At 65.2% G+C, this 24,243-nt stretch carries 20 protein-coding genes; 11 read left to right on the top strand and 9 right to left on the bottom strand.

What is annotated here, in order from left to right:
- Positions 1-34 precede the first annotated feature (34 nt).
- Complete coding sequence (locus tag IEV99_RS10835) at positions 35-1,606, bottom strand: family 16 glycosylhydrolase (RefSeq protein WP_188517814.1); 1,572 nt, start codon at positions 1,604-1,606, stop codon at positions 35-37.
- 453 nt (positions 1,607-2,059) lie between these two features.
- Here IEV99_RS10835 and IEV99_RS10830 point away from each other — a divergent pair, with 453 nt between their 5' ends.
- A complete protein-coding gene (locus IEV99_RS10830) occupies positions 2,060-3,502 on the top strand; it encodes an amidohydrolase family protein (RefSeq protein ID WP_188517813.1) in 1,443 nt (480 codons plus the stop codon).
- Here IEV99_RS10830 and IEV99_RS10825 read toward each other — a convergent pair.
- A complete protein-coding gene (locus tag IEV99_RS10825; protein WP_188517812.1) occupies positions 3,492-4,940 on the bottom strand; it encodes an amidohydrolase family protein in 1,449 nt (482 codons plus the stop codon). The two genes, IEV99_RS10830 and IEV99_RS10825, sit on opposite strands and share 11 nt — an antisense overlap.
- Before the next feature lie 156 nt (positions 4,941-5,096).
- On the opposite strand from IEV99_RS10825, the gene IEV99_RS10820 reads away from it, so the two are divergent.
- The gene (locus tag IEV99_RS10820) at positions 5,097-6,392 is read left to right on the top strand and encodes an NAD(P)/FAD-dependent oxidoreductase (protein ID WP_188517811.1); all 1,296 of its coding nucleotides are present in this window, start codon (positions 5,097-5,099) and stop codon (positions 6,390-6,392) included.
- 26 nt (positions 6,393-6,418) lie between these two features.
- On the opposite strand, the gene IEV99_RS10815 is transcribed toward IEV99_RS10820, so the two are convergent.
- The 3 genes from IEV99_RS10815 to IEV99_RS10805 all read right to left on the bottom strand — a co-directional run bounded on the left by IEV99_RS10815 (position 6,419) and on the right by IEV99_RS10805 (position 9,812).
- On the bottom strand, positions 6,419-7,504 hold the full coding sequence (locus IEV99_RS10815; RefSeq protein WP_188517810.1) for an amino acid ABC transporter permease: 1,086 nt from the start codon (positions 7,502-7,504) through the stop codon (positions 6,419-6,421).
- Between the two features lie 3 nt (positions 7,505-7,507).
- Positions 7,508-8,659: an amino acid ABC transporter permease gene (locus IEV99_RS10810; protein WP_188517809.1), complete on the bottom strand. Its 1,152-nt coding sequence runs from the start codon at positions 8,657-8,659 to the stop codon at positions 7,508-7,510.
- 115 nt (positions 8,660-8,774) lie between these two features.
- Positions 8,775-9,812, bottom strand: a complete 1,038-nt coding sequence (locus IEV99_RS10805) for an amino acid ABC transporter substrate-binding protein (protein ID WP_188517808.1) — start codon at positions 9,810-9,812, stop codon at positions 8,775-8,777.
- Between the two features lie 248 nt (positions 9,813-10,060).
- On the opposite strand from IEV99_RS10805, the gene IEV99_RS10800 reads away from it, so the two are divergent.
- The 7 genes from IEV99_RS10800 (at position 10,061) to IEV99_RS10770 (ending at position 17,517) form a co-directional block, all read left to right on the top strand.
- Positions 10,061-10,453, top strand: coding sequence for a VOC family protein (locus IEV99_RS10800; protein ID WP_188517807.1), 393 nt, complete (start codon positions 10,061-10,063; stop codon positions 10,451-10,453).
- 45 nt (positions 10,454-10,498) lie between these two features.
- Positions 10,499-12,070: an ABC transporter substrate-binding protein gene (locus IEV99_RS10795; protein WP_210318657.1), complete on the top strand. Its 1,572-nt coding sequence runs from the start codon at positions 10,499-10,501 to the stop codon at positions 12,068-12,070.
- A 97-nt stretch (positions 12,071-12,167) separates the two neighbouring features.
- Complete coding sequence (locus IEV99_RS10790) at positions 12,168-13,133, top strand: ABC transporter permease (protein ID WP_244643805.1); 966 nt, start codon at positions 12,168-12,170, stop codon at positions 13,131-13,133.
- Between the two features lie 10 nt (positions 13,134-13,143).
- Entirely contained in the window at positions 13,144-14,037 is an 894-nt protein-coding gene (locus IEV99_RS10785) for an ABC transporter permease (RefSeq protein WP_244643803.1), read from the top strand.
- Between the two features lie 2 nt (positions 14,038-14,039).
- Positions 14,040-15,044 (top strand): ABC transporter ATP-binding protein, encoded by a 1,005-nt coding sequence (locus tag IEV99_RS10780; protein ID WP_210318656.1) that lies wholly within the window; start codon positions 14,040-14,042, stop codon positions 15,042-15,044.
- Positions 15,044-16,075: an ABC transporter ATP-binding protein gene (locus tag IEV99_RS10775; protein ID WP_188517805.1), complete on the top strand. Its 1,032-nt coding sequence runs from the start codon at positions 15,044-15,046 to the stop codon at positions 16,073-16,075. The genes IEV99_RS10780 and IEV99_RS10775 overlap by 1 nt, the downstream gene beginning before the upstream one ends.
- Positions 16,072-17,517 carry an ABC transporter substrate-binding protein gene (locus tag IEV99_RS10770; RefSeq protein WP_188517804.1) on the top strand — a complete coding sequence of 482 codons (1,446 nt, stop codon included), beginning with the start codon at positions 16,072-16,074 and terminating at the stop codon, positions 17,515-17,517. The genes IEV99_RS10775 and IEV99_RS10770 overlap by 4 nt, the downstream gene beginning before the upstream one ends.
- A gap of 28 nt (positions 17,518-17,545) precedes the next feature.
- Here the strand turns inward: IEV99_RS10770 and IEV99_RS10765 are convergent, their stop codons facing one another.
- The 3 genes from IEV99_RS10765 to hydA are packed head-to-tail and all read right to left on the bottom strand — an operon-like array spanning position 17,546 to position 20,657.
- Positions 17,546-18,475 carry a dihydrodipicolinate synthase family protein gene (locus IEV99_RS10765; RefSeq protein WP_188517803.1) on the bottom strand — a complete coding sequence of 310 codons (930 nt, stop codon included), beginning with the start codon at positions 18,473-18,475 and terminating at the stop codon, positions 17,546-17,548.
- Positions 18,476-18,506: 31 nt separating this feature from the next.
- Positions 18,507-19,169 carry an aspartate/glutamate racemase family protein gene (locus IEV99_RS10760; RefSeq protein WP_188517802.1) on the bottom strand — a complete coding sequence of 221 codons (663 nt, stop codon included), beginning with the start codon at positions 19,167-19,169 and terminating at the stop codon, positions 18,507-18,509.
- A gap of 24 nt (positions 19,170-19,193) precedes the next feature.
- Positions 19,194-20,657 carry a dihydropyrimidinase gene (gene hydA / locus IEV99_RS10755; protein ID WP_188517801.1) on the bottom strand — a complete coding sequence of 488 codons (1,464 nt, stop codon included), beginning with the start codon at positions 20,655-20,657 and terminating at the stop codon, positions 19,194-19,196.
- 155 nt (positions 20,658-20,812) lie between these two features.
- Between hydA and IEV99_RS10750 the strand changes: the two genes are divergently transcribed.
- Positions 20,813-21,535 (top strand): GntR family transcriptional regulator, encoded by a 723-nt coding sequence (locus IEV99_RS10750; RefSeq protein ID WP_210318655.1) that lies wholly within the window; start codon positions 20,813-20,815, stop codon positions 21,533-21,535.
- Positions 21,536-21,944: 409 nt separating this feature from the next.
- On the opposite strand, the gene IEV99_RS10745 is transcribed toward IEV99_RS10750, so the two are convergent.
- A complete protein-coding gene (locus tag IEV99_RS10745; RefSeq protein ID WP_188517800.1) occupies positions 21,945-23,006 on the bottom strand; it encodes a YncE family protein in 1,062 nt (353 codons plus the stop codon).
- A 363-nt stretch (positions 23,007-23,369) separates the two neighbouring features.
- Between IEV99_RS10745 and IEV99_RS10740 the strand changes: the two genes are divergently transcribed.
- Positions 23,370-24,062 (top strand): phosphatase PAP2 family protein, encoded by a 693-nt coding sequence (locus tag IEV99_RS10740; RefSeq protein ID WP_188517799.1) that lies wholly within the window; start codon positions 23,370-23,372, stop codon positions 24,060-24,062.
- Positions 24,063-24,243: the final 181 nt, after the last annotated feature.

Here is a 24,243-nt window from a genome sequence, read left to right as displayed (position 1 = left end):
GACCGGCGCGCGGGGCGCCGATCGCGTCGCACCGTCAGACGATCCAGAAGTCGCCGGCCGTCAGCGCGGGGTGATTGGCAAGCGTGGCGATCTGCACCGCCCCGCCCGCGGCCGAACCGTTGCTGTCGTAGAAGAGCTTGCCGGTGTCGGTCTCGTAGACCACGAAGTCGTTGGCGTCCTGGGCGACGCCGGCCGCGTTTGCGGCGAACGACGCCGCCGAGAGCACGCCCGCCTTGGTAAGCGCGGTGAAGATCGCGTTCTCGAGATGGATCGTGTCGTTGTTGCCGGCCGCGTTTGCGAAATCCGCGATCGTGTCGACGTTGCCCGCAGCCGGCGCAGTGGAGAACCGGAAGATGTCGTTGCCGGCGTCCCCGAAGAGCACGTCGGCGCCGCCCTTCCCGTCCAGCATATCGGCGCCGGCGCCGCCGTGCAGCTGGTTGGCGGCGGCGTTGCCGGTCAGCTGGTTGTCCAGCGTATTCCCATATCCATCCGCGTTGGCCGCGTAGATGATCTCGAGTCGCTCCACATTCGCGGCCAACGAGTACGTGACGCCGCTCCGAACCAAATCGAACCCTTCGTTCGCGAGTTCAACGACTTTGTCGCCGACGTCATGAACGATGTAGGTGTCGTTGCCGACGCCACCATACATGACGTCGCTGCCACCTCCCCCGTTCAATGAGTCGTTGCCTTCGTTACCCCACAGCGTGTCCGCGCCGCCAGCGCCCAAGATTGTGTCGTTCCCGCCCATGCCGTTGATGACGTCATCACCTCCCTTTCCGTCGATGACATCGTTGCCGCCTTGTCCGGAAAGCTTGTCGGCGCCTTCAGTTGGAACTTGAGACGTGGGCGGCGTCTCGGGCGTCGCGTTCGGGTTGTTGGAATAGGCGCGGATATAGTCGATCTGCATATGGAGCGGCGGACCGGCCGGGTCGGCGCCATCCTCCACGGCGAGGTTCGCCAGGAGGTACATCGGGCCATGCATGTCGCTGGGCGTCGCCCGCGTCCCCATCAGTTGGCCGTCATAGTAGAAGCCGATCGTCTTGTCGTTCCAGTCCATCCCGTAGGTATGGAAACCCTGCGTCTGGTCGGGGTGATTGCTGAAGACCTGCAGCGTCTCGTTGGGGTTGGGGTGGTAATCGGTGGTATGAATCCAGCTATAAACGCCCGGCGTGTACTTGCCGTAGTGCTCGACGATGTCGAGTTCCTGCCAGCCGGGCTTGTTGTTGGCCGGCGTGACGGGCATGAGCCAGAACGCGTCCCAGGCGCCCTTCACGTCGGACATGTCCGCCCGCATCTCGAAATAGCCGTAGGTCTGCGCGAACTCGCCCCGCGTGTGGATCAAGCCGGATTCCCAGCTGCCCGGATAACCGTAGGGCGTCTTGTCCGGCTGCGCCGTGATGGTCAGCACGCCGTTGGCGACCTTGAACGGATCATAGCCCGAGGCTGCGTCCAAGAAGGACGACCTGCCGAAGCCGATGTCCGAATTGGCGTCATACCGCCACTCTGGCCGGATGTCCGACCACTTCGTCGCCGCGCCGGTCTGAGAAATGCTGCGGCTGTTGAAATCGTCGCTGAACGTCAGCTTGTAACCGCTAAGATCCTTCATCATACCCCCACCATTAACGGACGAATATTCCTCCCGAATCAACGCAAGGTTTGCGGACGAAAAAGGTCATGATGAGGCAGCGGCGCCGTCTGCTCTCGGATCGTCTGGCCGTCAGGGCTCGAACGTCCGGAAATCCGGAGCACGCGGACGCTGTGCGGATGAGATGATGACGCAGAACTTCACCGCGCGTTCTCACGCCGGCAATTCCCGACAGGCGGGAGCCATCTCCAACCGAACAGCGAGATCTCGGGCGACGGAGAGCAACGCGTCCGTTCTGCCGGCCCCGTCGCGAGTCGCCATATGGACGCTGGAGCGCATCCAACAATGATGGCGCGCCAGACGGCGATGGATGCGCCCGGTCCCTCACCTGCCCTGGCGACGGCCGCAATTGACTTGGAGCCGCAGCTTCGCCGAAGGTCGCCCGCGCCCTGAAACCCTTCGAGAGCAACCAGCATGCCCGGTCCCGTCACCGTTATTCGCAATTGCGCCTGGGCCGTCACCCGCGCCGACGGAGAGACCGAGCATCGCTACCGGCAGGGCGTCGACGTCGCTTTCTGTGACGGGACGATCACCCATGTCGGCTCCGCCTATGCGGGTCAGGCCGATGCAGTCATCGACGGCCGGCGCAGCATGGTCATGCCGGGACTCGTCAATATTCACTGCCATTCAGGCGACGAGCCGATCGCCAAGGGCCTGTTTGAGGATGTCGGGACGGCCGCGCTGTGGGGCAATGCGCTCTATGAGTTTTCGGCGCTGATCGATGCAGACGCCGACGCCAAGGACGCTTGCCAGATCGTGATGCTGGCCGACCTGCTGCGCTCGGGCGTGTCCAGCTGCCTCGACATCGCGGGCTTCCATCCGCACTGGCTGTCGCTCGCCGCTCAGAGCGGCATCCGGGCCTGGCTCGCGCCGGGCTTCCGCGAGGCGGCCTGGCGGATGGAAGGAAGTCACCGGCTGGACTTCGAGTGGGACATGGCTCGCGGGCGGGCCCGCTACGAGGAGGCGCTGAACCTGGTGGATCAGGCCAAGGCCCATCCCTCCGGTCGGCTCGATGGCGTCGTCGCCCCCTCTCAGATCGAGACCTGTTCGGAGGCGCTGCTGCAGGAAGCCGTGGCGGCGGCGCGCGACAGAGGCGCCCGCATCACCATCCACGGCGCGCAGACCATGGCCGAGCACGAAGAGCTGCTGCGCCGCACCGGTGAGACCGCGCCACAGATGATGGAGCGGCTGGGGTTGCTCGGCCCGGATCTCATCATCGGGCACTGCATTTTCCTGGATCACCACGGCTGGACGCGCCAGCGCACGCGCGACGACCTCGCCAGACTGGCCCGCTCGGGCACAAATGTCGCCCACTGCCCGGTGACGTTCGCGCGCTCCGGGATGACGCTGCAAACGCTCGGCGGGTATCGCCGCGCCGGCGTGAATGTCGGGCTCGGCACCGACAGCTATCCGTTCAACATGCTGGAAGAGATGCGCGAAGCCCTGATCTGCTCGCGCGTTGCGGCGGGATCGGTTTTCGATCTGGATACCGGAACCCTGTTCGACATCGCCACCACGGGCGGCGCGCGGGCGCTCGGCCGCGAGGACATCGGCCGCATCGCGGTTGGCGCCAAGGCCGATCTCGTGTTGGTCGATCTCGACCAGCCAACGATGCAGCCGGTGCACGATCCGCTTCGCAACCTCATTCACTGCGCCGCCGAGCGCGCCGTGCGCGACGTCTTCATCGACGGGCAGCCGGTGGTGCGAGACCACCGCGTGCTGACGATGGACGTCGAGGGCGCGGTCCGCCAGCTGCAGGATGCGCAGAAGCGCGCCTGCCGGGCGGCGGAGCGGGGCGACCCGCAGCGCCGGCCGCTGGCGAAGCTGGCGCCCTTGTCCCTGCCGCTCAGTCCCTGATCGGGAACACGCGCGGGCTCAGCTGATCGAGCCTTCGGCCGGCCCAGTCGTGGCCGGGAGCCGCCGCGATCGCCTCTCCTTGAGCCCGCCGGAGCAGCTCGATGTCCTCGGCGATGTCGAAATGCATGACTTCGCCCGCCTTCACCACTTGGCGGCCATCGACATAGACGTCCCGGATGGCCCGGTCGTTGGCCGAGTACACGAGGCTGCGGATCGGCTCGTAATCGGGCTGCATGTAAGGGTTGCGCATGTCGACGACGGAAAAATCCGCCTTGCAACCCGGCGCCAGCCGGCCGAGGTCGGGCCGGCGGATCATGTCCGCGCCGGTGGCGGTCGCCCCCATGAACACGTCGTGCGTCGTCGAGGCGGTGAAGCTGCCGCCGATGATGCGTCCCGCGTAACAGGCCATGCGCATTTCATCGAGCATGTTGTGCGGGAAGCTGTCCGTGCCGATGCCGCAGCGGATGCCGGCCTTCACATAGCGCGACAGCGTGTTGAGCGCGATGCCGCGCCTCGCGAACACGACAGGGCAATGGGCCACCATGGCGCCGGAGTCGCGCAGCATCTCGAAGTCGTTGGCGTGGGGATAGTGGATCCACGGGTGATCGTTGAGGAAGATGCAGTGCCCGATGATCGTATCGGGCCCCAGCGCGCCGATGCGGTCGAGCCACTCCACGGGCGTCGCCCCATAGCGACGCACGATCTCCTGGAATTCGACGATGCTCTGAGCCGCGTGGATCTGGATGGGCTGGTTCCGCTCGCGGGCGGCCGCAAGGGCGTCGCGGATCTGCCCCTCGGAGCACGTGTCGATCTGCGCCGGACCGAAGAAGCCCGTGATCCGACCCGACGGATGCCGTGACGCCTTGTCGGCGATCTCGATGGCGTCCTTCAGGGCCTTGTCGCCGGCGACGAAATCGAGATCGTACTCGACCGAGTGGCCGTTCGTGGTCTTCCACGGTCCGGATCGGAACATGCCCCACAGCACGGCGCGGATACCGGTCTCGGCATATTCATCCGCCCAGGTCTCGCGCGGGCGGCCGAGATCGCAGATCGTCGTCACGCCGCTTTTCAGAAGTTCGGACACGGCTACGCGCAGGCACGGGCGCGTGTATTCCTTGCCGACCTGGAACACCGGCATGAACTCGTACAGCGAGCTCTGGCCGAGCTTGGGCGAACCCAGCTCCTCGAGCATCCCCTTCCAGCCGGGTTCGTGCCCGGGATGGCTGTGAACGTCCACGAAGCCGGGAATGATCATCAGGTCGCGAGCGTCGATCTCCTCCGCGGCCGGCCCGTCATAGCCCTTGCCGACATGCACGATGTCCTGACCCGAAAACGCGAAATCGGCGCCGCGCAGATAGACGTGGGATTTGGCCGCCCCGTCCCAGGCGACCAGCCAATCGCAGTTGCGGAAAACAGTGACGCCGGCGGTTTCGCTCATCGGAGTTCCGTTGTTCGATGGTGTGAAAAGACCCAGTGCGGCGCCGCCCTGCGGGACGCCCGCGGCGGCTCGCCATGGGCTCGGCCCTGAGCTTCAAGCCCACGCCCGCAGCGGCGCCCATGGCTGAGACGGCCAATGTGCACCTATAGTGGTGTTATGACCGAATACATTGATTCCTACTACTCCCGCACGCGTCGTCCGTCGTCGTTGCGGCCGCGTTTGACCGGGGTCGTCGACGTCGACGTGGCGATCGTTGGGGGCGGGCTTGCGGGGCTGACCGCCGCGATCGAACTGGTCCGCGCCGGTCGGAGCGTCGCCATTCTGGAGGCCCAGCGCATCGGCTGGGGAGCGTCGGGCCGCAATGGCGGCTTCGTCGGGCCTGGCTACGCCACGAGCCTCTCCCATATCGCGCTGATGGCCGGCCGGGAGGCGGCGCACGAGTTGTATCGGCTCTCGATCGAAGGCGTCCGGATCGTCGAGGACAGCCTCTCCGCTTTGGGCTCGACCGACAATGTCGCGACCTACGGCAAGCTGAGCGTGATGCGCCATGCCGCCGCCCCGGCCCTGAAGGCGCGGCAGGAGCAGATGGCCCGCGACTTCGGCTACGCGCTGGAATTACGTGATCGCGAGCAGGTTCGCGGCGTGCTCCGATCGACCAAGTATCACGAAGCGCTGTTCGATCCGCAGGCGTTCCATTTTCATCCGCTCGATTATGCGCTGTCCCTGGCTTCCGGTTGCGAAGCGCTGGGCGCGCGGATCTTCGAAGGCTCGCCGGTGACCGGCGCAGACCTGGATGGCGCGACCAAGGTGCTGCAGACGTCCGGCGGGCGGATCCAGGCGCGTGACGTGGTGTTCGCGACGGGAGGCTATACGGGGGACGTGTCGCCGCGCTTGCGCCGTGCGATGCTGCCGATCGCCACCTATGTGCTGCTGACGGAGCCTGCCCCGGAGCGGATCGCCGAGGTCATCGGCGTGCCCTACGCGATCAGCGATAACCGGCGCGCTGGCGACTACTACCGCATCGTGGATGGTGGTCGCAGGCTCCTTTGGGGCGGGCGCATCACGACGCGCACGAGCGAGCCGGCGCGATTGGCCGAGATGCTGCGGGCCACCATGGTGTCGACCTATCCGAGCCTCGCGGGGATCGGCGTCGACGCAGCCTGGTCGGGGCTGATGGCGTATGCCCGCCACCTCATGCCGATGATCGGGCAAACCACGCCAAACGTCTGGCACTGCTTCGGCTTTGGCGGGCATGGCCTCAATACGACCGCCGTCGGCGGGCGGGTCGTCGCCGAAGGCATCCTGGGCGCAAGCGACCGCTACAAGCTTTTCGCGCCGTTCGGGCTGAACTGGGCCGGCGGCCCGGTCGGCGCCGCTGTTGCGCAGATGACCTACTGGACCTACCAGGCCATGGATTTCGCCAAGGAAATCCGGGCGGCGCGAGCCGGCTGATCCAGCCGGCGACGCAAAGGGCGGCGCTAGTCGAACCCCGTTCTCAGCCTGCGCTCGAGATAGCGGCTGTAGGCTCCCATTCCGTACGAGAACACGAGGTAGATCGTGGCCGCGAACAGATAGCCTTCCAGCACGGCGGCGCCGACCCATTCCGGGTCCAGCATCGCGGTGCGGACCGTCGACAGGAAGTCGAGCAGGCCGATGATCGTCACGAGTGTCGTGTCCTGGAAGAAGCCGATCGAGATGTTGACCAGCGGCGGGATGACAATCTTCAGGGCCGGCGGCAGCACGATGAGCCGCATCGCCTGCCAGTAGTGCAGGCCCAGAGACGCCGCAGCCTCGTACTGGCCGCGCGGAATGGCCTGGAGCCCGCCCCGCACCGCTTCCGCGATATAGGCGCCCGCAAAGATGATGATCGCGACCTGGGCGCGGAGCAGCTTGTCGACGGTCACGCCGGTCGGCATGAACAACGGCAGCATCACGGTGGCCATGAACAGGATCGAGATCAGCGGCACGCCGCGGATGACCTCGATAAAGAACACCGCGATGACGCGGATGGCCGGCAGCTTCGACGCTCGCGCCAGCGCGAGCACAACGCCGAGCGGAAAACCCAGCGCCAACCCCACGGCGGTGAGAATGAAGGAGAGCGGCAGCCCGCTCCACTGAGTCGTGGGGATCGGCCGCAGCCCGAAGGCGCCGCCGGCGATCAGCACCATGCCGGCGACCAGAGCGAACGCCCAGACGGCCAGGAGCCAACGCCCCCAGAACCGCGGGATCATCGAGACGCCGATCGCGACAAAGAACACCAACATCGCGAGGGCAGGACGCCAGTGCTCGTCATAGGGGTAGACGCCGAAGATCATGAAACGCGCTTTGGCGGCCAGGAACGGCAGGCAGATCCCGCTTCCGGCGCGGCAGATTGCGCCGCCACCTTCCGCGACGGCGCGCGTCACCGCCCATCCCCAGGCGGCCTTGGCGACAATCCAGAACAGCCAAAGGCAGACGATCGTGATCACCGCGTTGAGCGGCGTGCCGAAGAGCGGCTGAACGGAGCGTTGAAAGAAGCCGGGCCTGGGCGGCGGCGCGGTCGCCATGAGTTCGGTCTGCGACATGGCTCAACGCTCCTTCAGCGCGACGCGGGCGTTGTACCAGTTCATGAAGAGCGAGATCGTGATCGAAATGCTGAGGTAGACCAACATCATGATCGCGATCCCTTCCACCGCCTGACCGGTCTGGTTCATGGTCGTGTTGGTCACGAGGACGAGGTCGGGATAGCCGATGGCGGTCGCGAGCGAGGAGTTCTTGAACAGGCTGAGATAGGCGCTGGTCAGCGGCGGGATGATCACCCGCAGCGCCTGCGGCAGAACCACGAGGCGCAGGGCCATGCCGCGATCCAGCCCGAGCGACTTCGTGGCGTCCCACTGTCCCCTGCCCACGGAGAGAATGCCGGAGCGCACCGTCTCGGCGATGCCCGCAGAGGCCGAGAGGGTCAGGCCCAGCAGAAGAGCGGTGAACTCAGGCTTGAGATGCGCGCCGCCGGCGAGCCGGAACCGCCCCTTCTCCGGGTACTCGATCGTGATCTCGGGCCGAAACAGCAGCAGGGCGACAAGAGCCGGCCCCAGCAAGGCGAGCAGCACCCAGGGCCACATGCGTCGCTCCACGCCGGTGGAGACACGCTGAGCGACCATGCGCCGCCGGACCGTCATCGCCAGGACCACGCCGGCCATGAGAGCCAGCAGCACCTTGGTGTGCGACGGCGTCCAGTTCATCGCCGGGATGGTGACGCCGCTGTTCGAGACGAACACATGCGGCATCAGCTCGATGGCCTCACGCACGGGCGGCAGCAAATTGACGATCAGCCCGTACCAAAGGAAAAGATACAGCAGCAGCGGAACGTTGCGCAGCGCCTCGACATAAACGAAGGCCAGCGCCCTCAGCAACGGATTGCCCGACAGGCGTGCGACGCCGACGATGAGTCCGAGGATGGTCGCGAACACAACGGCGAGCGCAGACACGAAGATCGTGTTGAGTATGCCGGTCAGCAACGCCCGGGCGAAACTGTCAGTGGGCTTGTAGTCGATGAAGCTCGGACTGATCACAAAGCCGGCTTCGCGGCTCAGGAAGCCAAAGCCGGTGACGATGTTCTGCTCAGCGAGCTTTTGCGACACGTTCGCGGCCAAGTACCACGCCACGCTGGCGACGAACGCGACCGCCAGCACCTGGTACAGGATGGCGCGCACACGCAGGTCGTAGAACAGTCGCGTCATCGCGGCGTGCTCGCTCGGCTCATCAGGGCGGGGATGGACAGGACGGGACGGCAGGCGGCATGTGTGCCGCCTGCCCGCTTGATCGCAAAGGCCTGATCAGGCCTTCCGGGACGGCTTACCGGAACGGCGGCGAATACAGCAGGCCGCCTTCGGTCCAGAGCTTGTTGGGTCCGCGCGTGAGACCGATCGGGGTGTCGGGTCCCACGTTGCGGTCAAACATCTCGGCATAGTTGCCGACGCCTTTGATCACGTTGTAGGCCCACTTCGCATCGAGCCCGAGCATCTTGCCGAGGTCTCCGCTGACGCCCAGCAAACGCTGCACCTCCGGATCCTTGCTGGTCAGGAAGGTGTCGACATTGGCGCGCGTGATCTTCAACTCTTCCGCCGCCACCATGGCGAAGAACGACCAGGTGACGATGTCGCGCCAGTTCGCGTCGTTCTGCCGGACGACAGGCGCCAGCGGCTCCTTGGAGATCGTCTCGGGCAGGATGACGTGATCCTTGGGATTGGGCGCCACCGCGCGCACGGACGCGAGGTCGGAGCGGTCGGTCGTGATCGCGTCGCAGCGGCCGGTGAAGTAGGCGTTCCGCCACTCGTCCGAATTCTCGAAAACGACCGCCTCGTACTTGATGTTCCGAGGCCGGAAGTAGTCTTCGAGGTTTTGCTGCGTGGTGGTGCCGGGCAGCACGCAGACCACGGCGCTTCCGAGTTCGCCCGCGCTCTTCACGTTGAGCTTGGCCGGAACCATGATGCCCTGGCCGTCGTAGAAGACGATCGGTCCAAAATCGAGCCCGAGCGAATTGTCGCGCGAGAAGGTCCATGTGGTCTGGCGCGAGAGAAGGTCGACCTCGCCGGACTGCAGCCCCTGGAAGCGCACATTGGTGCTGAGAGGCACTGACTCGACCTTGTCCGGATCGCCGAATACCGCGGCCGACACCGCGCGGCAGACGTCCTGGTCGAACCCGCGCCGCACGCCCTTGTCATCCGCGAAGGAGAACCCGGCCGCAACGGGCGAGACGCCGCACAAGACCTTGCCGCGCTTTTTGACGGCGTCGAGCGTGGCTTGCGCCTGCGCGGGCGCGGATGCCAACAGCCCCAAACCGAGCGCCACGCCAAGGCCTGCGACCAGCCTGAACGGCTTGATATTCTTCATGAAGATCCTCCCTGCAGAGGGCTTGAACACCCCGCTGTGTCGTTGACGCTATAGCAGGTTCAACGCCCCGACAATTCGTGTGACGCGTGTTGTGCGCTGTATTCTCACGCGTTTCTTTGGCCAGGCCCGGCCGGCTCCGGAGCGATTGCAACGACCTCGCCTTGACACGGAATACGTGTTGTATACCGTCGGCATAATCAACGAGCTTGGGCTCTGGACGCTTCGCTCCGACGAAGAAGGGCTGACCGATGACAAATTCCGACCGGCCGCCCCACTCGGCGACTGAAAAGCTGATCACCTTTCTTTATTATCGTGATCTAGCCGCCGCGATGCGCTTCTACGAAGACGTGATCGGCCTCACGCTGGAGATCGACCAGGGTTGGTCGAAAATCTACAAGGTCACGGCCAACGGCTATATCGGGCTGGTCGACGAAAGCCGCGGCAGCCATCGCGCCAACGACATCAAGCCGGTGCAGATTTGCATGCGCGTGGCCGACGTCGACGCGTGGTACGCTTACATCCTGGGCGTCGGACCTTCCGGCCTGCGCGAACCGCGCAGCAACGCCCAACTCAAGATCCGCGCCTTCGTATTCGACGACCCGGAAGGGTACCAGCTCGAGATCCAGTCCGCGCTCGAGTGAGCGGGCCACTGACTACGTCCGAACCATGCGCAGGGGAGCGATAAGATGATGAAGAACGGCCTCGCGGGCTTGACGCGCCGCAATCTTTTCGCCCTCGCCCTGATGAGCGGCGTGGCGCTTTCCGGAGCCGCTCACGCGCAGGGCAAGTCCCTCACGATAGCGCTGACCGCGGACGCCGTGATCCTCGATCCGCACGCGGCCAACGAGCTCACCGGCAACATCATGTTCTACCACTTCTACGACCCGCTGGTGTCGCGGACGCCGGAGCTCGGCTTCGAGCCCGGGCTGGCGGAAAGCTGGCAGATCGTGGACGACACCACCTGGGTGTTCAAGCTGCGTAAGGGCGTCAAGTTTCACAACGGCGACGAACTCAAGGCTTCCGACGTGGTCTACACGTTCGAGCGCCTGAAGAAGGCGCTGATGTCGAACCTCGTCGCCAACATCGCCTCGTCACGCGCCATCGATGATTACACGGTGGAGATCAAGACGCCCAAGCCCTATGCGGTGCTGCACATGGCGCTGGCGGAGGTGCTGATCGTCAACGAGAAGTACACCAAGGCGATGGGCGACGAGCAGATGGGCCTGAAGCCCATGGGCACCGGTCCCTACAAGCTCGCCGAATGGGTCAAGGAAGACCGCCTCTCGATGACGGCTCATGCCGATTACTGGCGCGGAAAGCCGAAGATCGACACCGTCACGTTCAAGCCGATCACCAACCCGGCCACCCGCACCGCAGCGCTGCTGACGGGCGGCGTCGACGTGATCCAGGACCTGTCGGTGCGCGACGTCGCCAGCGTGAAGGCCAACGCAGCCTACGACGTCGTCACGCGGCCCAGCCTGCTCAACATGGTGATCGCGATCGACACGCGCGAGAAGTCGCCGACGATCGACTTGCCGACCAACCCGATGCGCGACCGCAGGGTGCGCGAAGCGCTGGTGCGCGCCATCAACGTCGAGGCGATCAAGACGGTGGTGATGAATGGCTTCGCGACGCCCAGCGAGCAGTACGTTCCCTCGTCGCACCTGGGCTACGTGCCCGGTCTCGACTTCCGCAAGCTCTATCCCTTCGACGTCGAGAAGGCGAAGGCGCTGATGAAGGAGGCGGGCTTCGAGAAAGGGTTTGCGATGACCCTCGACACCACCAACAACCGCTACGTCAACGACGGCGCAATCGCGCAGGCGCTGGCCGGCATGCTGGCGCGCATCAACGTGAAGCTCAATCTCAACCTGATGCCGCGCTCGAACTTCTTCGGCTACATTCGCGTGCCGTCGGACAAGTCGAGCTTCATCATGAGCGGGTGGGACACGCCTTCAGGCGACGCCGGGAACATGTACAGCACGCTGATGTACAGCCGGGGCAAGAAGCCCGGGTTCGGCCAGGCGAACCGCGGCTCCTTTGCGAACGACGAATTCGACAGCTGGATCGACAAGGCCGACGCCACCGCCGACATCAAGCAGCGTGACGCGTTTCTGAAGGAAGCCACCCAAGTGGCGGCCCGCGAAATCCCGATGATCCCGCTCCATTACGAGCAGGACATTTACGCGGCGAAGAAGAACGTCAAGGTCGTGCCGCGGATGGACAAGTTCATCTGGGCCTACGAGATGGACGTAAACTGACGTCGTTTCGCCGGTGATCTGATCGTCTTCCGGCGGGCCGCATTGGCCCGCCGTTCGCCGCCGCCGCCCGTTCGGCCACTCCCGTGAGTACTCAATCGTGTTCGGCTACTTCACCAAGCGATTGATCCAGATCGTCGTGGTCCTCTGGGCCGTGTCCGTGCTCGTTTTCGTGATGATGAGCTTCACGGGCGACCCCACCTACATGATGGTGCCGCTGGATGCGACCGAGGAGCAGATCGCCCAGGCGCGCCGGCTGCTCGGCCTGAACGACAGCCATCTCGTCCAATACGGCCATTTCCTGTCGAGCCTCGTCCGGGGCGATTTCGGGCGCTCCTTCGTGTTCCGCCAGCCCGCCATGCAGCTGATCCTGGAACGGCTGCCGGCCACGCTCGAGATCGTCATCCTCGCCATGGCGATCGCCCTCGTGGTCGCCATCCCGCTCGGCGTCTACGCCGGCGCGAGCCCGGAGCGGGCCAGCAGCCATGCCGTGATGGCTGGCTCGCTGGTCGGCATCTCGCTGCCGGGCTTCTGGCTTGGCATGGTGCTGATCTACGTTTTCGCCGTGAAGCTGCAGCTCGTTCCCTCCTCGGGGCGGGGACCGACCCAGGAGCTGTTTGGCCTGCGCGTGAGCTTCCTGAGCTGGGAAGGCTTTCGCCATCTCATCCTGCCGGCGCTGACGCTCTCGGTCGGCACGCTCGCGATCCTGATCCGCATCATCCGCGCCGAGATGATGGAGGTCATGAAGCAGGACTACATCAAGTTCGCGCGCGCCAAGGGGGCGGACCGGCGCGGCGTGCTGTTCAAGCACGGGCTCAAGAATGCGCTGATCCCGCTGGTGACCGTGTTCGGGCTGATGATGGGCGACCTCATCGCGTTCGCGACGCTGACCGAGACGATCTTCGCATGGCCCGGCATAGGCAAGCTGCTGGTCGACTCGATCTACCGTGGCGATCGGCCGGTGATCGTCGTCTACCTGATGTTCGTCGCGTTCATGTTCGTGGTCGTCAACTTCGTCGTCGACATCCTGTATGCGGTCATTGATCCGCGCATCAAGGTCAAGTGAAGCCCGCCCGATGAACACCGTTCCAGGGGTCATGAAGCGCTTTGCCGCGTCGGAGCTCTTCCACAGTTTCCGGCACAACCGCTCGGCCATGATCGGCGCGGCCATCGTGGCGATGTTTGTCGTCATGGTGTCGATCGGCCCCTGGCTTGTCGCGCAGGATCCCTACGACGTCGCGCAGCTCGAACTCATGGACTCGTTCAAGCCGCCTGTCTGGCTCGAGGGCGGCGTGCCGCAATACTTGCTCGGAACCGACGGCCAGGGTCGCGACGTCCTCGCCAGCATCGTCTACGGCAGCCGCATATCGCTGTTCATCGGGTTCACGGCCATGCTGGGCTCGTGCGTGCTCGGCGCTGCGCTGGGCCTCCTGGCGGGCTTTTACGGCGGCAAGCTCGATAGCGTCATCATGCGGATCGCCGATATCCAGCTGTCGTTTCCGTCGGTGCTGACGGCCCTCTTCCTGATGTCGGCGTTCGGAACCGGCGCCGACAAGGTTCTGATCGCGCTGATCTCGGTGGGCTGGGTGGTGTATGCGCGCATCGTGCGGGGCTCGACCCTGCGGGAATCGCAAAAGGAATATGTCCAGGCCGCCCGCGTGTCGGGCCTGCCGAACCGCAAGATCATCCTGCGCCACGTCCTGCCCAACGTGCTGACGCCCCTGATCGTCGTGGCGACGATCCAGGTCGGCACGTTCATCCTGATCGAGGCGTCCCTGTCGTTTCTGGGCGTCGGGGTGCCGATCACCGAACCTTCCCTCGGCCTGCTCATCAAGAACGGCTTCGACGTGCTGTTCTCCGGGCTGTGGTGGATCTCGGTGTTCCCAGGCCTGTTCATCATGCTGATCGTCTTCGGCATCAACCTGCTCGGCGATTTCCTTCGCGACGAGCTCAACCCGCGCCTGAAATGACGATGACCCCGCTCCCGTCCGCCGAGCCGACGGCCACGCCGTTGCTGTCCGTCACCGGGCTGAAAACCTATTTCCACACCTTCGCCGGGGTGGTGAAGGCGGTCGATGGCGTCAGCTTCGACCTGGCTTTGGGCGAGATCCTCGGGCTGGTCGGCGAGTCAGGCGGCGGCAAGTCCATGATCGGGTTTTCGATCATGGGGCTGATCGACCCGCCCGGCCGCATCGAGGCGGGCGAAATCCGCTTCGAGGGGCAGGACCTGCTGCGGCTCGACGAGGCCCGGATGCGCGGCGTGCGCGGCAAGCGCATCGCGATGATCTTCCAGGACCCGATGACGGCGCTGAACCCGCTGTACACGGTGGGCAACCAGCTGGAAGAAATGCTGCGGCTCCATACCGACATGCCGGCGGGCCAAAGGCGGGCGCGCTGCGTCGAGATGCTGCGCGACGTCGGCATCCCGCAGCCCGAGGAGCGTCTCGACAGCTACCCTCACCAGTTTTCGGGCGGCATGCGCCAGCGCGTCGTGATCGCGATCGCGATGATCGCCGGCCCTCGCCTGCTCATCGCCGACGAGCCGACCACTGCGCTCGACGTCACGATCCAGGCGCAGTTGCTGCGGCTGATGAAGCGGCAGGTGGAGCAGACCCGGGCGTCGCTCATCCTGATCACACACGATCTCGCGGCCGTGTCGCAGATGGCCGACAAGGTTGTGGTGCTGTATTGCGGCCGCATCGTCGAGCGGGGGCCGACGGCGCGCTTGATCCGCAGGCCGGCGCACCACTACACGCGCGGGCTGCTCGACTCGATTCCGCATGACGACCGATCGCGCCGGCGGCTGCACCAGATCCCCGGTTCAGTCCCAAACATCCGCGCCCTGCCGCCCGGCTGCGCGTTCGCGCCGCGCTGCAGCGCCGCTCAGCCGCTATGCCGGGAAGTCGAGCCAGTGCTGGCCGAGTTCGCGCCCGGCCACGCCGCGGCCTGCCACTTCCCGCTGGAGGCGAAGCTCTAATGGCCCCGCTACTCCAGGTTCATGATCTCCAGCAACGCTTCGACGCAAGCGGCGGCTTTTTCGACCGGCTGCGCTGGCGAGACGGTCGCTTGTCGGCGCCCCGCCGCATCGTCCATGCGGTGAACGGGGTGAGCCTGTCGATCGGCCGTGGCGAGGTGCTCGGCATCGTCGGCGAAAGCGGATGCGGGAAATCCACGCTTGCGAAAACGGTCATCAAGCTCCACCAGCCGACGGGCGGACGCATCGTCCTCGACGGAGAAGACATCACGGGCCATGACTTTGCCCGGATGCGGCCGATCCGCAGCAAGATGCAGATGATCTTCCAGGACCCCTACGCCTCGCTGAACCCGCGGCAACGGGTCTGCGACATCGTGATGGAGCCCTTTCTCGAGAACGCGCCCGGCAAGGTGCGGGACGCGAAGGACCGGGCCCTTGCGCTGCTCGCCAAGGTGGGCCTCGGGCCTGAGCATGCGGACCGCTACCCGCATCAGTTCTCGGGCGGCCAGCGCCAGCGCATCGGCATCGCGCGTGCGCTTTCCGTGGAGCCCGAGCTGATCATCGCGGACGAGCCTGTCTCGGCTCTGGATGTCTCGATCCAGGCCCAGATCCTGAACCTGATGATGGATCTGAAGGACGAGATGAACTTTTCCTACCTGTTCATCACGCATGACCTGTCGGTAGTGCGGCACATCAGCGATCGGATCGGCGTGATGTATCTCGGCTTCATGGTCGAGACCGGGTCGACGGAAGCGATCTTCGACACGCCCAAACACCCGTATACGCGTGCGTTGCTGGCGGCCGCGCCCGTGCTCGGCGCGCCCCTCGCGGCGGCCGCGGAGGAGATCAGGGGCGAGGTGCCGAGCGCCTTTCACCTGCCCTCCGGCTGCTGCTTTCGCACACGCTGCCCTCTCGCCTTCGATCGCTGCGCCGCCGAGCGTCCCGTGTTGCGGCAGCAGGGCGACGGACAGGCCGTCGCCTGCCACCTGCACGACGCAACCGCAATCGCGCCCACCCTGGAGGCCAACGCATGACCACCATCACGATCAGCCAGGGCCGGGTCGCGCTGGACGACCCCCATGCATGCACGGACGCCAACGACATCCTCACGGTGTTCGGCGCGCTCTTCGACACGCTGGTCCGGCGCACCCCGGATGGCGGCTACGGGCCGTCGCTCGCCACGGAGTGGACCGTCTCAGAGGACGCGCGCCGCTACCAATTCCGCCTCCGCGAAGGCGTGCTGTTCCATGACGGCGAGCCCTGTGACGCCAAGGCGGTCCGCTACGCGCTGCTGCGCATGGCCCGCCCCGACATGGGGGCGACGCTGGGGGCGCCGGGCGTCTATGCGCAGTATCTCGCCGGGCTGCAGGTGGAGGTTCTCGGCCGCTACGAGGTGGCGCTGACGCTGGCGCAGCCCATCGCCGATCTGTTCGACATCCTGGCCTACGGGCACATCGTCTCGCCGCGCGCCGTGGAGGCCGCGGGGGACGACCTTGCGCGCCGCGCGGTCGGCACCGGCCCCTACCGGCTCCACGCCTACCATCCGGGCGAGCGCATCGAGTTGCGCGCCAATCCGGGCCATTTCGACGGCAAGCCGACCTTTGATGGCGTCACATGGGTGAGGGGCGAAACAGCGGCCAGCCGCGCCGAGGCGCTCAGGACCGGACAGGTCGACATCGCCAACGGCCTGCCACGCTCGGCCTTGTCTGAGCTCCCGGCGTCGTCGTTCACGGTTCAAGAGCACCTGGCTCCGACCGCGCTGATCATGATGTTCAACGCAGCCTCAGGACCGGCCAGCGACCCTCGCGTCCGCCTCGCGCTGAATCTGGCGATTGACCGCCAGGCTCTAGTGGACGACGTGCTCGGCGGCGCCGGGCAGCCCCTGCATGGTTTCGTGAGCCCGGCGCATTACGGCGCCGACCCGGACGCGCCCCCCTTTACGCAGGACCTTGCCGAAGCGCGCCGGCTTCTGGCCGCGGCCGGTCATGGGGACGGCCTCACCCTGAACCTGTACTGCCCGACGCGACTGCCCGACGAAGCACAGGCCCTGGCGGATGCCGTGGAAGAGCAGCTCTCCCCGCTGGGCGTTCGCTTCAAGCGCCATATCGAGCCCGATCGCGTGCATTACGCCAACCAGGTGAGGCTCAAGGCGATCCATGATGTCTGCGTGTTCGACTCGAGCCCGATGAGCGTCTTTCGGGTGCTGCACGAGAAGATCGATTCCCGCGTCCGCGGCTCCTGGTGGGAGGGATATTCCAACCCGGCTGTGGAACGCCTGATCGACGTCGCGCGCGGGACGGTGTCCGCCGAGGCGCGCGAAAAGCTGTATCGGCAATGCTACCGGCTGCTCCAGCAGGACCCGCCCTGGCTCTATCTTTACAATCATCGCCGGGTCATCGGCCTGCGCGGCCGTCATCCCGGCTGGAGCATGCGCCGCGACGGCGTCGTCGACATCCGCGCCCTCCCCCCGCTCTGAGCGTCGGCCGGTCTCATGGGCTGACGCTTCAGCCCAGCTCGGCCAGCTTGCGCTCCTGGCGCGCGATCAGGCGCTCAATGTCGGCGAGATCACCGGGCGAAAGTCGGCCGGCCGGCGCTCGCAAGGCTGCGGACGCAATCACGCCGCGGCGCGCCAGGATGTGCTTCCTGATCTGCAGACCCAGCCCCGGCTGCAGCTCGTAGCGGGCCAGCGGCAGGTAAGCGTCGAACAAGTCGTGGGCCCGCTCGACGTCGCCGGCCGCATGCGCCTTGCAGACCTCGACCATCATCTCCGGGTAGGCGAAACCCGTCATCGCGCCGTCGGCGCCACGGCTCAGTTCCTCCGGCAGGAAGATCCCACCATTGCCGCACAGGATCGAAATCCGGCGCGCCTCGCCCCGATCGCTGGCGGCGCGCAGGGCGCCGATCTTGTTCAGCCCCGGCCAGTCTTCATGCTTGAGCATCACGCAGGTGGGCAGAGCCTGCACGATGCGGTTGATCACGGCCGTCGAGATCTGCACGCCGGTCGCAAGCGGATAGTCCTGCAACACGAAGGGCGTGTCGCCGAGCATCGCGGCCGCCGTCTCGAAGTAGGAGTAGACCTGGTCATCGGTTCTGACGCTGGACGGCGGCGCCACCATCACGCCCGCCGCCCCGGCGTCCATCACCTGGCTGCCGAGCTCCTGCATCGGCGCGAAGCCGGGCGCCGAGACGCCCACCACGATGGGCGTGGTCCCGCCCACGCGCGCCAGCACGCGCTTCACCACGGCGAGCGATTCAGCGCCGGTCAGTTTCGGAGCTTCGCCCATCATGCCCAGCAAGGTCAGGCCGCTTGCGCCCTTCTCGAGGTAGAAGTCCACCATCGAGTCCAGGCTGGCGTAATCGATCGCGCCCTGCGGGGTGAACGGAGTGACGGCGATCACGAACACGCCTGCTGCCGCTTCGGTGATCAAAGGCATCGGATTCCAATCTCGAGCATGGTGACGGCGTCTAGCGATCGCCCAAAAGAACGCGACCGAGCGCCATGGCGGTCGCGGCCTGCGTCGGCTCCACGACCGGGACGCCAAGCTCATCCTGCAGCCGCCGGCGATAACGAGCCATGCCGGCGCAGCCCATCACGATCACGTCGGCGCCGTGGGCGTCCCGCAGCGCGCGGCCCGTGGCGCTCATGCGTTCGTAGGTCCGCGCCTCGTCGGCCAGTTCCGCCACGCCCAGCCCGATCGAGAGGTCGCCGGCGAAGCGGCCCATCACCCCCATCGCGCCGAAGTAGCGCAGGTGCCGGGGGATCGAGGTCGGCAGGATTGCGATGACGCCAAATCGCTGCCCCAGGGTGAGCGCCGTCAACACGCCGGCTTCCGCGATGCCGAAGACCGGGCGCCGGCTCTGCTCGCGCAAGGCGTGGAGGCCTGGATCGCTGAAGCAGGCGATCACGAAAGCCGCCGCCTCCTCTTCGAGGTCGCCGGCTCGCCGCAGAAGCGGCCCGATGACGCCGTCCACGTCGCGCTGGCTTTGGATCCCGGCCGGGCCATCCGGCAAGGTCAGGCAGGCGATCGCCGGCCCTTGCGGCGTGCGCAGCGGCTCCAAAGCCCGGTCGATCGCGTCGGTGACGGTGGTCGAGGAATTTGGATTGATGACGTAGATCGTGTTGCTCATGGCGGAGCGCTCCAAGCCGCTGCCTCAGTAGAGATCGGCGCCGAAATTCCGTGCGGGATCGAATTCCGCCGACAGCCGGCCGGTGGGCCGTGTGGCTTCGCCCGCGGGCCGCAGCAGGAGACGTCCCGAGCCCGGCGCGGCGTTGATGACGCCCTCCGCGACGATCACCTCGCCTCGCCGCAACACGGTTTCGGGCCAGCCCGTGACGGTGCGGCCCTCGAAGGGATTGTAGCCCGCATTGTCGTGCAGGTCGTTTGCGAGCGTGACGCGACGCTCGGGATTCCAGATCGCGACGTCGGCGTCCGCCCCGATCGCCAGCGAGCCTTTACCCGGAAGATCATAGATCCGGGCCGGAGCCGTCGCGGTGAGTTCGACGAACTTGCTGAGCCCCATGCGCCCTTGCGACACCATGGCGTCAAACAGGAGCGGCTGCCGCAGTTCCAGGCCCGGCATGCCGTTGGCCATCTGCTTGAACGTCGGGTTGTCGCCAGCGCTGAGCTTTCCGCTCGAATCGAAACGATAAGGAGCGTGATCGGACGACAGGACCTGCAGGTCGCCGAGGGCCAGCGCTCGCCAGAGCGCCTCCTGGTCGGCGGCCGTGCGCTGGGGCGGCGAACAGATCCACTTGGCCCCTTCAAGCCCCGGCCGGTCGAGATCCTGCGCCGTCATCAGCAGGTAATGCGGGCAGGTCTCGGCGAAGATCTTCACCCCGCGTCCACGCGCGTCGCGGATCACGGCCGCGCCCTCAGCAGTGGAGACGTGAAAGATCATGATCGGCTGGTCGAGCAACTCCGAGAAGGCGATCAGGCGATGGAAGGCCTCGACCTCGGCCGCACGCGGATGGCTCACGGCGTGGAATTTCGGCAGAACATAGCCGCGGGCGACCAGCCGCTCGCTCATCCATTTCAAGACGCCGTGATTTTCAGCGTGCACGCAGACGAGCGCCCCGGCGCCGCGCGCCGCCAGCATGACGTCAAGAAGCTGCTGGTCACTCACCTGGACCGCGTCGTAGGTCATGAAAACCTTGACGGAGCGGTGCCCGGCCTCGATCAGCGCCGGCAGGTCATGCTCAACGGTCTGCTGGTCCGGATTGGCGACCATGAGATGGAAACCGTAGTCGATCACCGCCCCGCGCCGGGCCAGCGCCGCATAGTCCTCCACGACTGTGCTGAGCCTCGCGCCGCGGTGCTGGGCCGCAAACGAAATCACCGACGTGGTGCCGCCGAAAGCGGCCGAGCGCGTAGCGCTCTCGAAACTGTCGGCGTTCATGAGGCCGCCGCCGGACAACTGTTCGATATGGCAGTGCACGTCGACGCCGCCTGGAAGGACCAGCCTGTTGGTCGCGTCGATCTCCCGCCGGCCCGGCGGAAGCGTCGCGCCAATGGCTGCGATCGTTTCGCCCGTAATGGCGAGATCGGCCTTGAACACGTCAGTGGCGGTTGCGATGACGCCGTTGCGGATCACGGTGTCGTAAAGCATGTCGGCCATCATGGACTCCGGATGCATGGCCGCCGCAACACGCGCCCTTCCGCTTCGGCTTCAGCGCCTTGCAGACCCGCCGTCTTGCAGCCGAGCCTGCGTGACTTCGACATACAGTGTGTATACACTCGGGATGGCGAGAGGGAAAGCCAAGGTTGGGGTAGGTGCAGAACAGGGCGGCGCAAGCGCGCGCTTCTGCGATGCACGGACGCCCTCAAAAGCGGAGTGGATGGGTGACCGCCGATCAGGGCACGATCTCGACGCTGGGTCACACGACCTATGAGCGGCTCCGCGACATGATCCTCAATGGCGAGTTGCCCGCCGGCGCGTCGTTGCAGGAAAAGAAGCTTGCAGAGCGCCTCGGCGTTTCGCGCACGCCTGTGCGCGAAGCAACCATGCGCCTGATGACCGAAGGACTGGTGCTCCGCAGCGCCGGCGCGACCCCGGTCGTCCGTCGGCTCTCGGTCGACGACTTCATCGAGGTCCTGCATATCAGGCGGCTTCTCGAGGTGGAGGCCGCAGGCCGCGCCGCCCAGACCGGCGGATCTCCCGAATTGAGCGCAGTAGCGGCCCGCATCGCCGAATTTCGAGACGGCGTCGAGCCAACGCCCGCCGAACATGTCGCGGTGGACGACCGGCTCCACCTGATCATCGCGGGTCTGGCCGGGTCGCGCCTGCTCGCTGAACTGATCGAAGATCTCCGCAAGAAGACGAGGATCTTCGACATGGGGCGGGTTCCCGAGCGGTTCGAACCGGGGGTGCGCGAGCATCTGGCCATCATCGACGCCATCACGGCGCGGGACGCATCGCGCGCGCAAGACGCCATGCGCGAGCACATCGACAATGTCCGCGCGAGCGTCATGTCACATCTGCGACGCTTTTTCTGAAGCGCGGGTCGCCCAGCGGCGGCTTTGGTTTCGACGGCCAGCAGCTCGCCTTCCAAGCTTGTTCCTAAGATCAGCGCGGGCGAGATGCCGGGTAGCATGATCGCGCGTGTCGCCAATGGACCGACGCAGGCCGGTGGCGATTACAGCAAACCTGCAAGGGAGCGCCAGGGGTGGTTTGTGATCGTCCCGACGCAGAACGCCGCCCTTTGGGGGCGGCGTTTTTTGTCGAATTTGCGGATTTTGGTTGCGGGGACGCGCAACCACCTTAACCGAACGGCGCTGAGGATTCAGAGTAGGTGCAAACTGAAAGACCGCTCGTGACTCCGGAGCAGACATTTGCCCGTTTGGGGTGCTCTACCCACGTCTGACCGCCGACATCGTTGCGCTCGCGGTTCAGTCGAGACCCCGATCACTTTGAGTAGATTAAAACCGAGAAGGTGTTCGGTCTGAATGTATTTGGATAGAAGGGACTCACCGCTGTGTTGATCTTTTTACTAAAATCGGCAGCCCCTTCGGCAGTCATTGAATAAAGTTTCTGCTCCTCGGGGTCATAGGCAAGCACCTTGACCATCGCTCGTGTGCCTAGCGCTTCCACGGGCCTATAATCATCGGCGCTGACCTGCTCAAAAACATTGAGATTGGCGCTGAGCCCGTTTGCCGCGAAGATCCTTTTGGTTTTTGGGTCAAACACGAGACCATCGTTACCGCCGCCGATCTCGGCCTTAAAGCCCACGGCGCCGGTCCCCGCATCAATGACGATCAACGATGGCTTGATCTTGTCGTTGCCACGGCAGGCGACAAACAGGCGCTTGTTGGCGACGTCGTACGCCGTACTGTTGGCCTGACCGCAGTTGGTCGTCGGCCACTGCGCCGTGGCTGTCATCGCCGTCGTGTCGATGCGATAGACGAGGTCGAGATCACGGGCTGCCAAGAACATCGTTCCGGCTTCATCGAAGGCGGCATGTTCGAGCTTCTTGCTGGCAAGCTTGATTGATCCGATTTTGCGAAGCGACGGGGTCTCGAGCACGGCTATTTCGGATCCCGATGCATCCGCAGACATATTAACGAACAAGCGTTTCGTGTACGGGTCATAATGGCTGGTATCGAGTTCTTCGCCTAGTTTGACCGGTTCGCCCACTTGAAGCGTCGACAGCTTGAACGGGGTCAGAGTACCGTTTTCATTATTTGATACGCCGAGGTCCAGCTCTGGGATCAACACGGCACCGTTAGAACTTGCCGCGGGTGTGCCTGGAACGGTCGCCAGCAACGCCCCAGTCTTTACATCAACGACTTGCAAGCCATCTTTGCGATGGCCGACGAATACGCGCTGACCCTGAGCATCGAAGGTGATGTAGTCGAAAGCCGCGGTTCCGCTCGCAACGGGGATCGCTTTTTCGAGATGCCATCCGTCGTAGGCCCATGCAGGCGAAGCTAAGAGCATGGCCAGAATGGCCCCGGTGGGATTGCGCATGTAAGCCTCCCTCAAATGGCCTTTGTTCTCAGGCCTTCCGCGGCCCAACAGGGGCAGGACCGTCAACGTATCGGTGGGTTTCATCCCAGTAAAGCGGCGTTGGCGAGCTACTTTGTCTGAACCGGTCGACGCGAGCCTGAGTTCGATGACGGAGGGGACCTGCGGCGGGCGAGCGTGAAAGGGTGGAACTGCCATTCGATGAGCTTCGATCATGTAAGTGGAGGCGACGTTGAACGAACAATCGGTGAGAAGACTTGGGGCGTTCGCGCCAACGGATGAAGTGATGCTGGGGAAACGCTTCCACGCCGGTGTTGGCTCCGAGCATCACGACATTGGATCGGCGCTAGCAAGCGGGAGGCCGGCATGATCCGGCGTGAGGCGCGCTGGCTTCTCACCCTGCTGGCCATCGCGGGCCTAGTCCTCATGTTCGGGCTGTTGGCCGAGGAAGTAATGGAGGGCGACACAGGTGCGTTCGACCGCCGACTGATCCTTTTGCTGCGCCAACCAGCGGATCCCGGCCTGCTGCTTGGGCCTGCATGGCTGCCCGAAATGCTGCGGGATCTGACAAGCCTGGGCAGCACCGTGGTGCTGGCGATTGTTACGATCGCGGTCGTTGGCTTTCTCACCATGGCCCGCAACTGGCGTGCGGTCGCCCTGGTCCTCGGTTCAGTTGTAGGCGGGCAAATCCTAAGCACCGTTCTCAAAATGCTGTTTGAGCGCGCTCGACCGGGCTTGATCCCAGGCGCGCCGCAGGTCTTTACGGCGAGCTTTCCAAGCGGCCACGCGATGCTCGCCGCGGTGACCTACCTGACCATCGCGGCGCTGCTTGCCAGGATCGAGCCGCGTCCGGTGCTAAAAGGCTACTACCTAACCATTGGGGTCACGTTGACAATCCTAGTCGGTATCAGCCGCGTCGCGCTCGGGGTGCATTGGCCAACCGACGTCCTTGCCGGCTGGTGCGTCGGCTCCGCATGGGCGCTTCTTTGCGCATGGGTAGCAGCACGCCTGCAAAAACGAGGCGAGTTGGACGACGGGCGTCATACTAGCGGCGCTTGAGCCGGCGCCAGATCAGCCAAGCTGTTGAATCCACGACAAACGTCAGGATGGCGGCATCGCAACGATAGAACCAGGCCCGAAGCGTCGGGTCCTAATCCCAGCGTTCGCCGAGCCTTGGCGCCGACATAGGCAAGCCCGAGGCACAACATCCACGATTCCGCGAAGGTGTAGGCCTGAAACT

The organism is Alsobacter metallidurans, from assembly GCF_014636935.1.
Taxonomy (GTDB): Bacteria; Pseudomonadota; Alphaproteobacteria; order Rhizobiales; family Beijerinckiaceae; genus Alsobacter; species Alsobacter metallidurans.
Note: the sequence above shows the minus strand (reverse complement) of the source record. Positions and strands in the feature narration are given on the sequence as shown.

Coding starts and splice junctions, on each gene's coding strand:
- IEV99_RS10745 (WP_188517800.1), bottom strand. CDS start 23,006: ATGCGCAATCCCACCGGGGCCATTCTGGCCATGCTCTTAGCTTCGCCT.
- IEV99_RS10795 (WP_210318657.1), top strand. CDS start 10,499: ATGATGAAGAACGGCCTCGCGGGCTTGACGCGCCGCAATCTTTTCGCC.
- IEV99_RS10760 (WP_188517802.1), bottom strand. CDS start 19,169: ATGAGCAACACGATCTACGTCATCAATCCAAATTCCTCGACCACCGTC.
- IEV99_RS10825 (WP_188517812.1), bottom strand. CDS start 4,940: ATGAGCGAAACCGCCGGCGTCACTGTTTTCCGCAACTGCGATTGGCTG.
- IEV99_RS10740 (WP_188517799.1), top strand. CDS start 23,370: ATGATCCGGCGTGAGGCGCGCTGGCTTCTCACCCTGCTGGCCATCGCG.
- IEV99_RS10805 (WP_188517808.1), bottom strand. CDS start 9,812: ATGAAGAATATCAAGCCGTTCAGGCTGGTCGCAGGCCTTGGCGTGGCG.
- IEV99_RS10800 (WP_188517807.1), top strand. CDS start 10,061: ATGACAAATTCCGACCGGCCGCCCCACTCGGCGACTGAAAAGCTGATC.
- IEV99_RS10765 (WP_188517803.1), bottom strand. CDS start 18,475: ATGCCTTTGATCACCGAAGCGGCAGCAGGCGTGTTCGTGATCGCCGTC.
- IEV99_RS10785 (WP_244643803.1), top strand. CDS start 13,144: ATGAACACCGTTCCAGGGGTCATGAAGCGCTTTGCCGCGTCGGAGCTC.
- IEV99_RS10830 (WP_188517813.1), top strand. CDS start 2,060: ATGCCCGGTCCCGTCACCGTTATTCGCAATTGCGCCTGGGCCGTCACC.
- hydA (WP_188517801.1), bottom strand. CDS start 20,657: ATGGCCGACATGCTTTACGACACCGTGATCCGCAACGGCGTCATCGCA.
- IEV99_RS10810 (WP_188517809.1), bottom strand. CDS start 8,659: ATGACGCGACTGTTCTACGACCTGCGTGTGCGCGCCATCCTGTACCAG.
- IEV99_RS10770 (WP_188517804.1), top strand. CDS start 16,072: ATGACCACCATCACGATCAGCCAGGGCCGGGTCGCGCTGGACGACCCC.
- IEV99_RS10820 (WP_188517811.1), top strand. CDS start 5,097: ATGACCGAATACATTGATTCCTACTACTCCCGCACGCGTCGTCCGTCG.
- IEV99_RS10835 (WP_188517814.1), bottom strand. CDS start 1,606: ATGAAGGATCTTAGCGGTTACAAGCTGACGTTCAGCGACGATTTCAAC.
- IEV99_RS10775 (WP_188517805.1), top strand. CDS start 15,044: ATGGCCCCGCTACTCCAGGTTCATGATCTCCAGCAACGCTTCGACGCA.
- IEV99_RS10815 (WP_188517810.1), bottom strand. CDS start 7,504: ATGTCGCAGACCGAACTCATGGCGACCGCGCCGCCGCCCAGGCCCGGC.
- IEV99_RS10780 (WP_210318656.1), top strand. CDS start 14,040: ATGACCCCGCTCCCGTCCGCCGAGCCGACGGCCACGCCGTTGCTGTCC.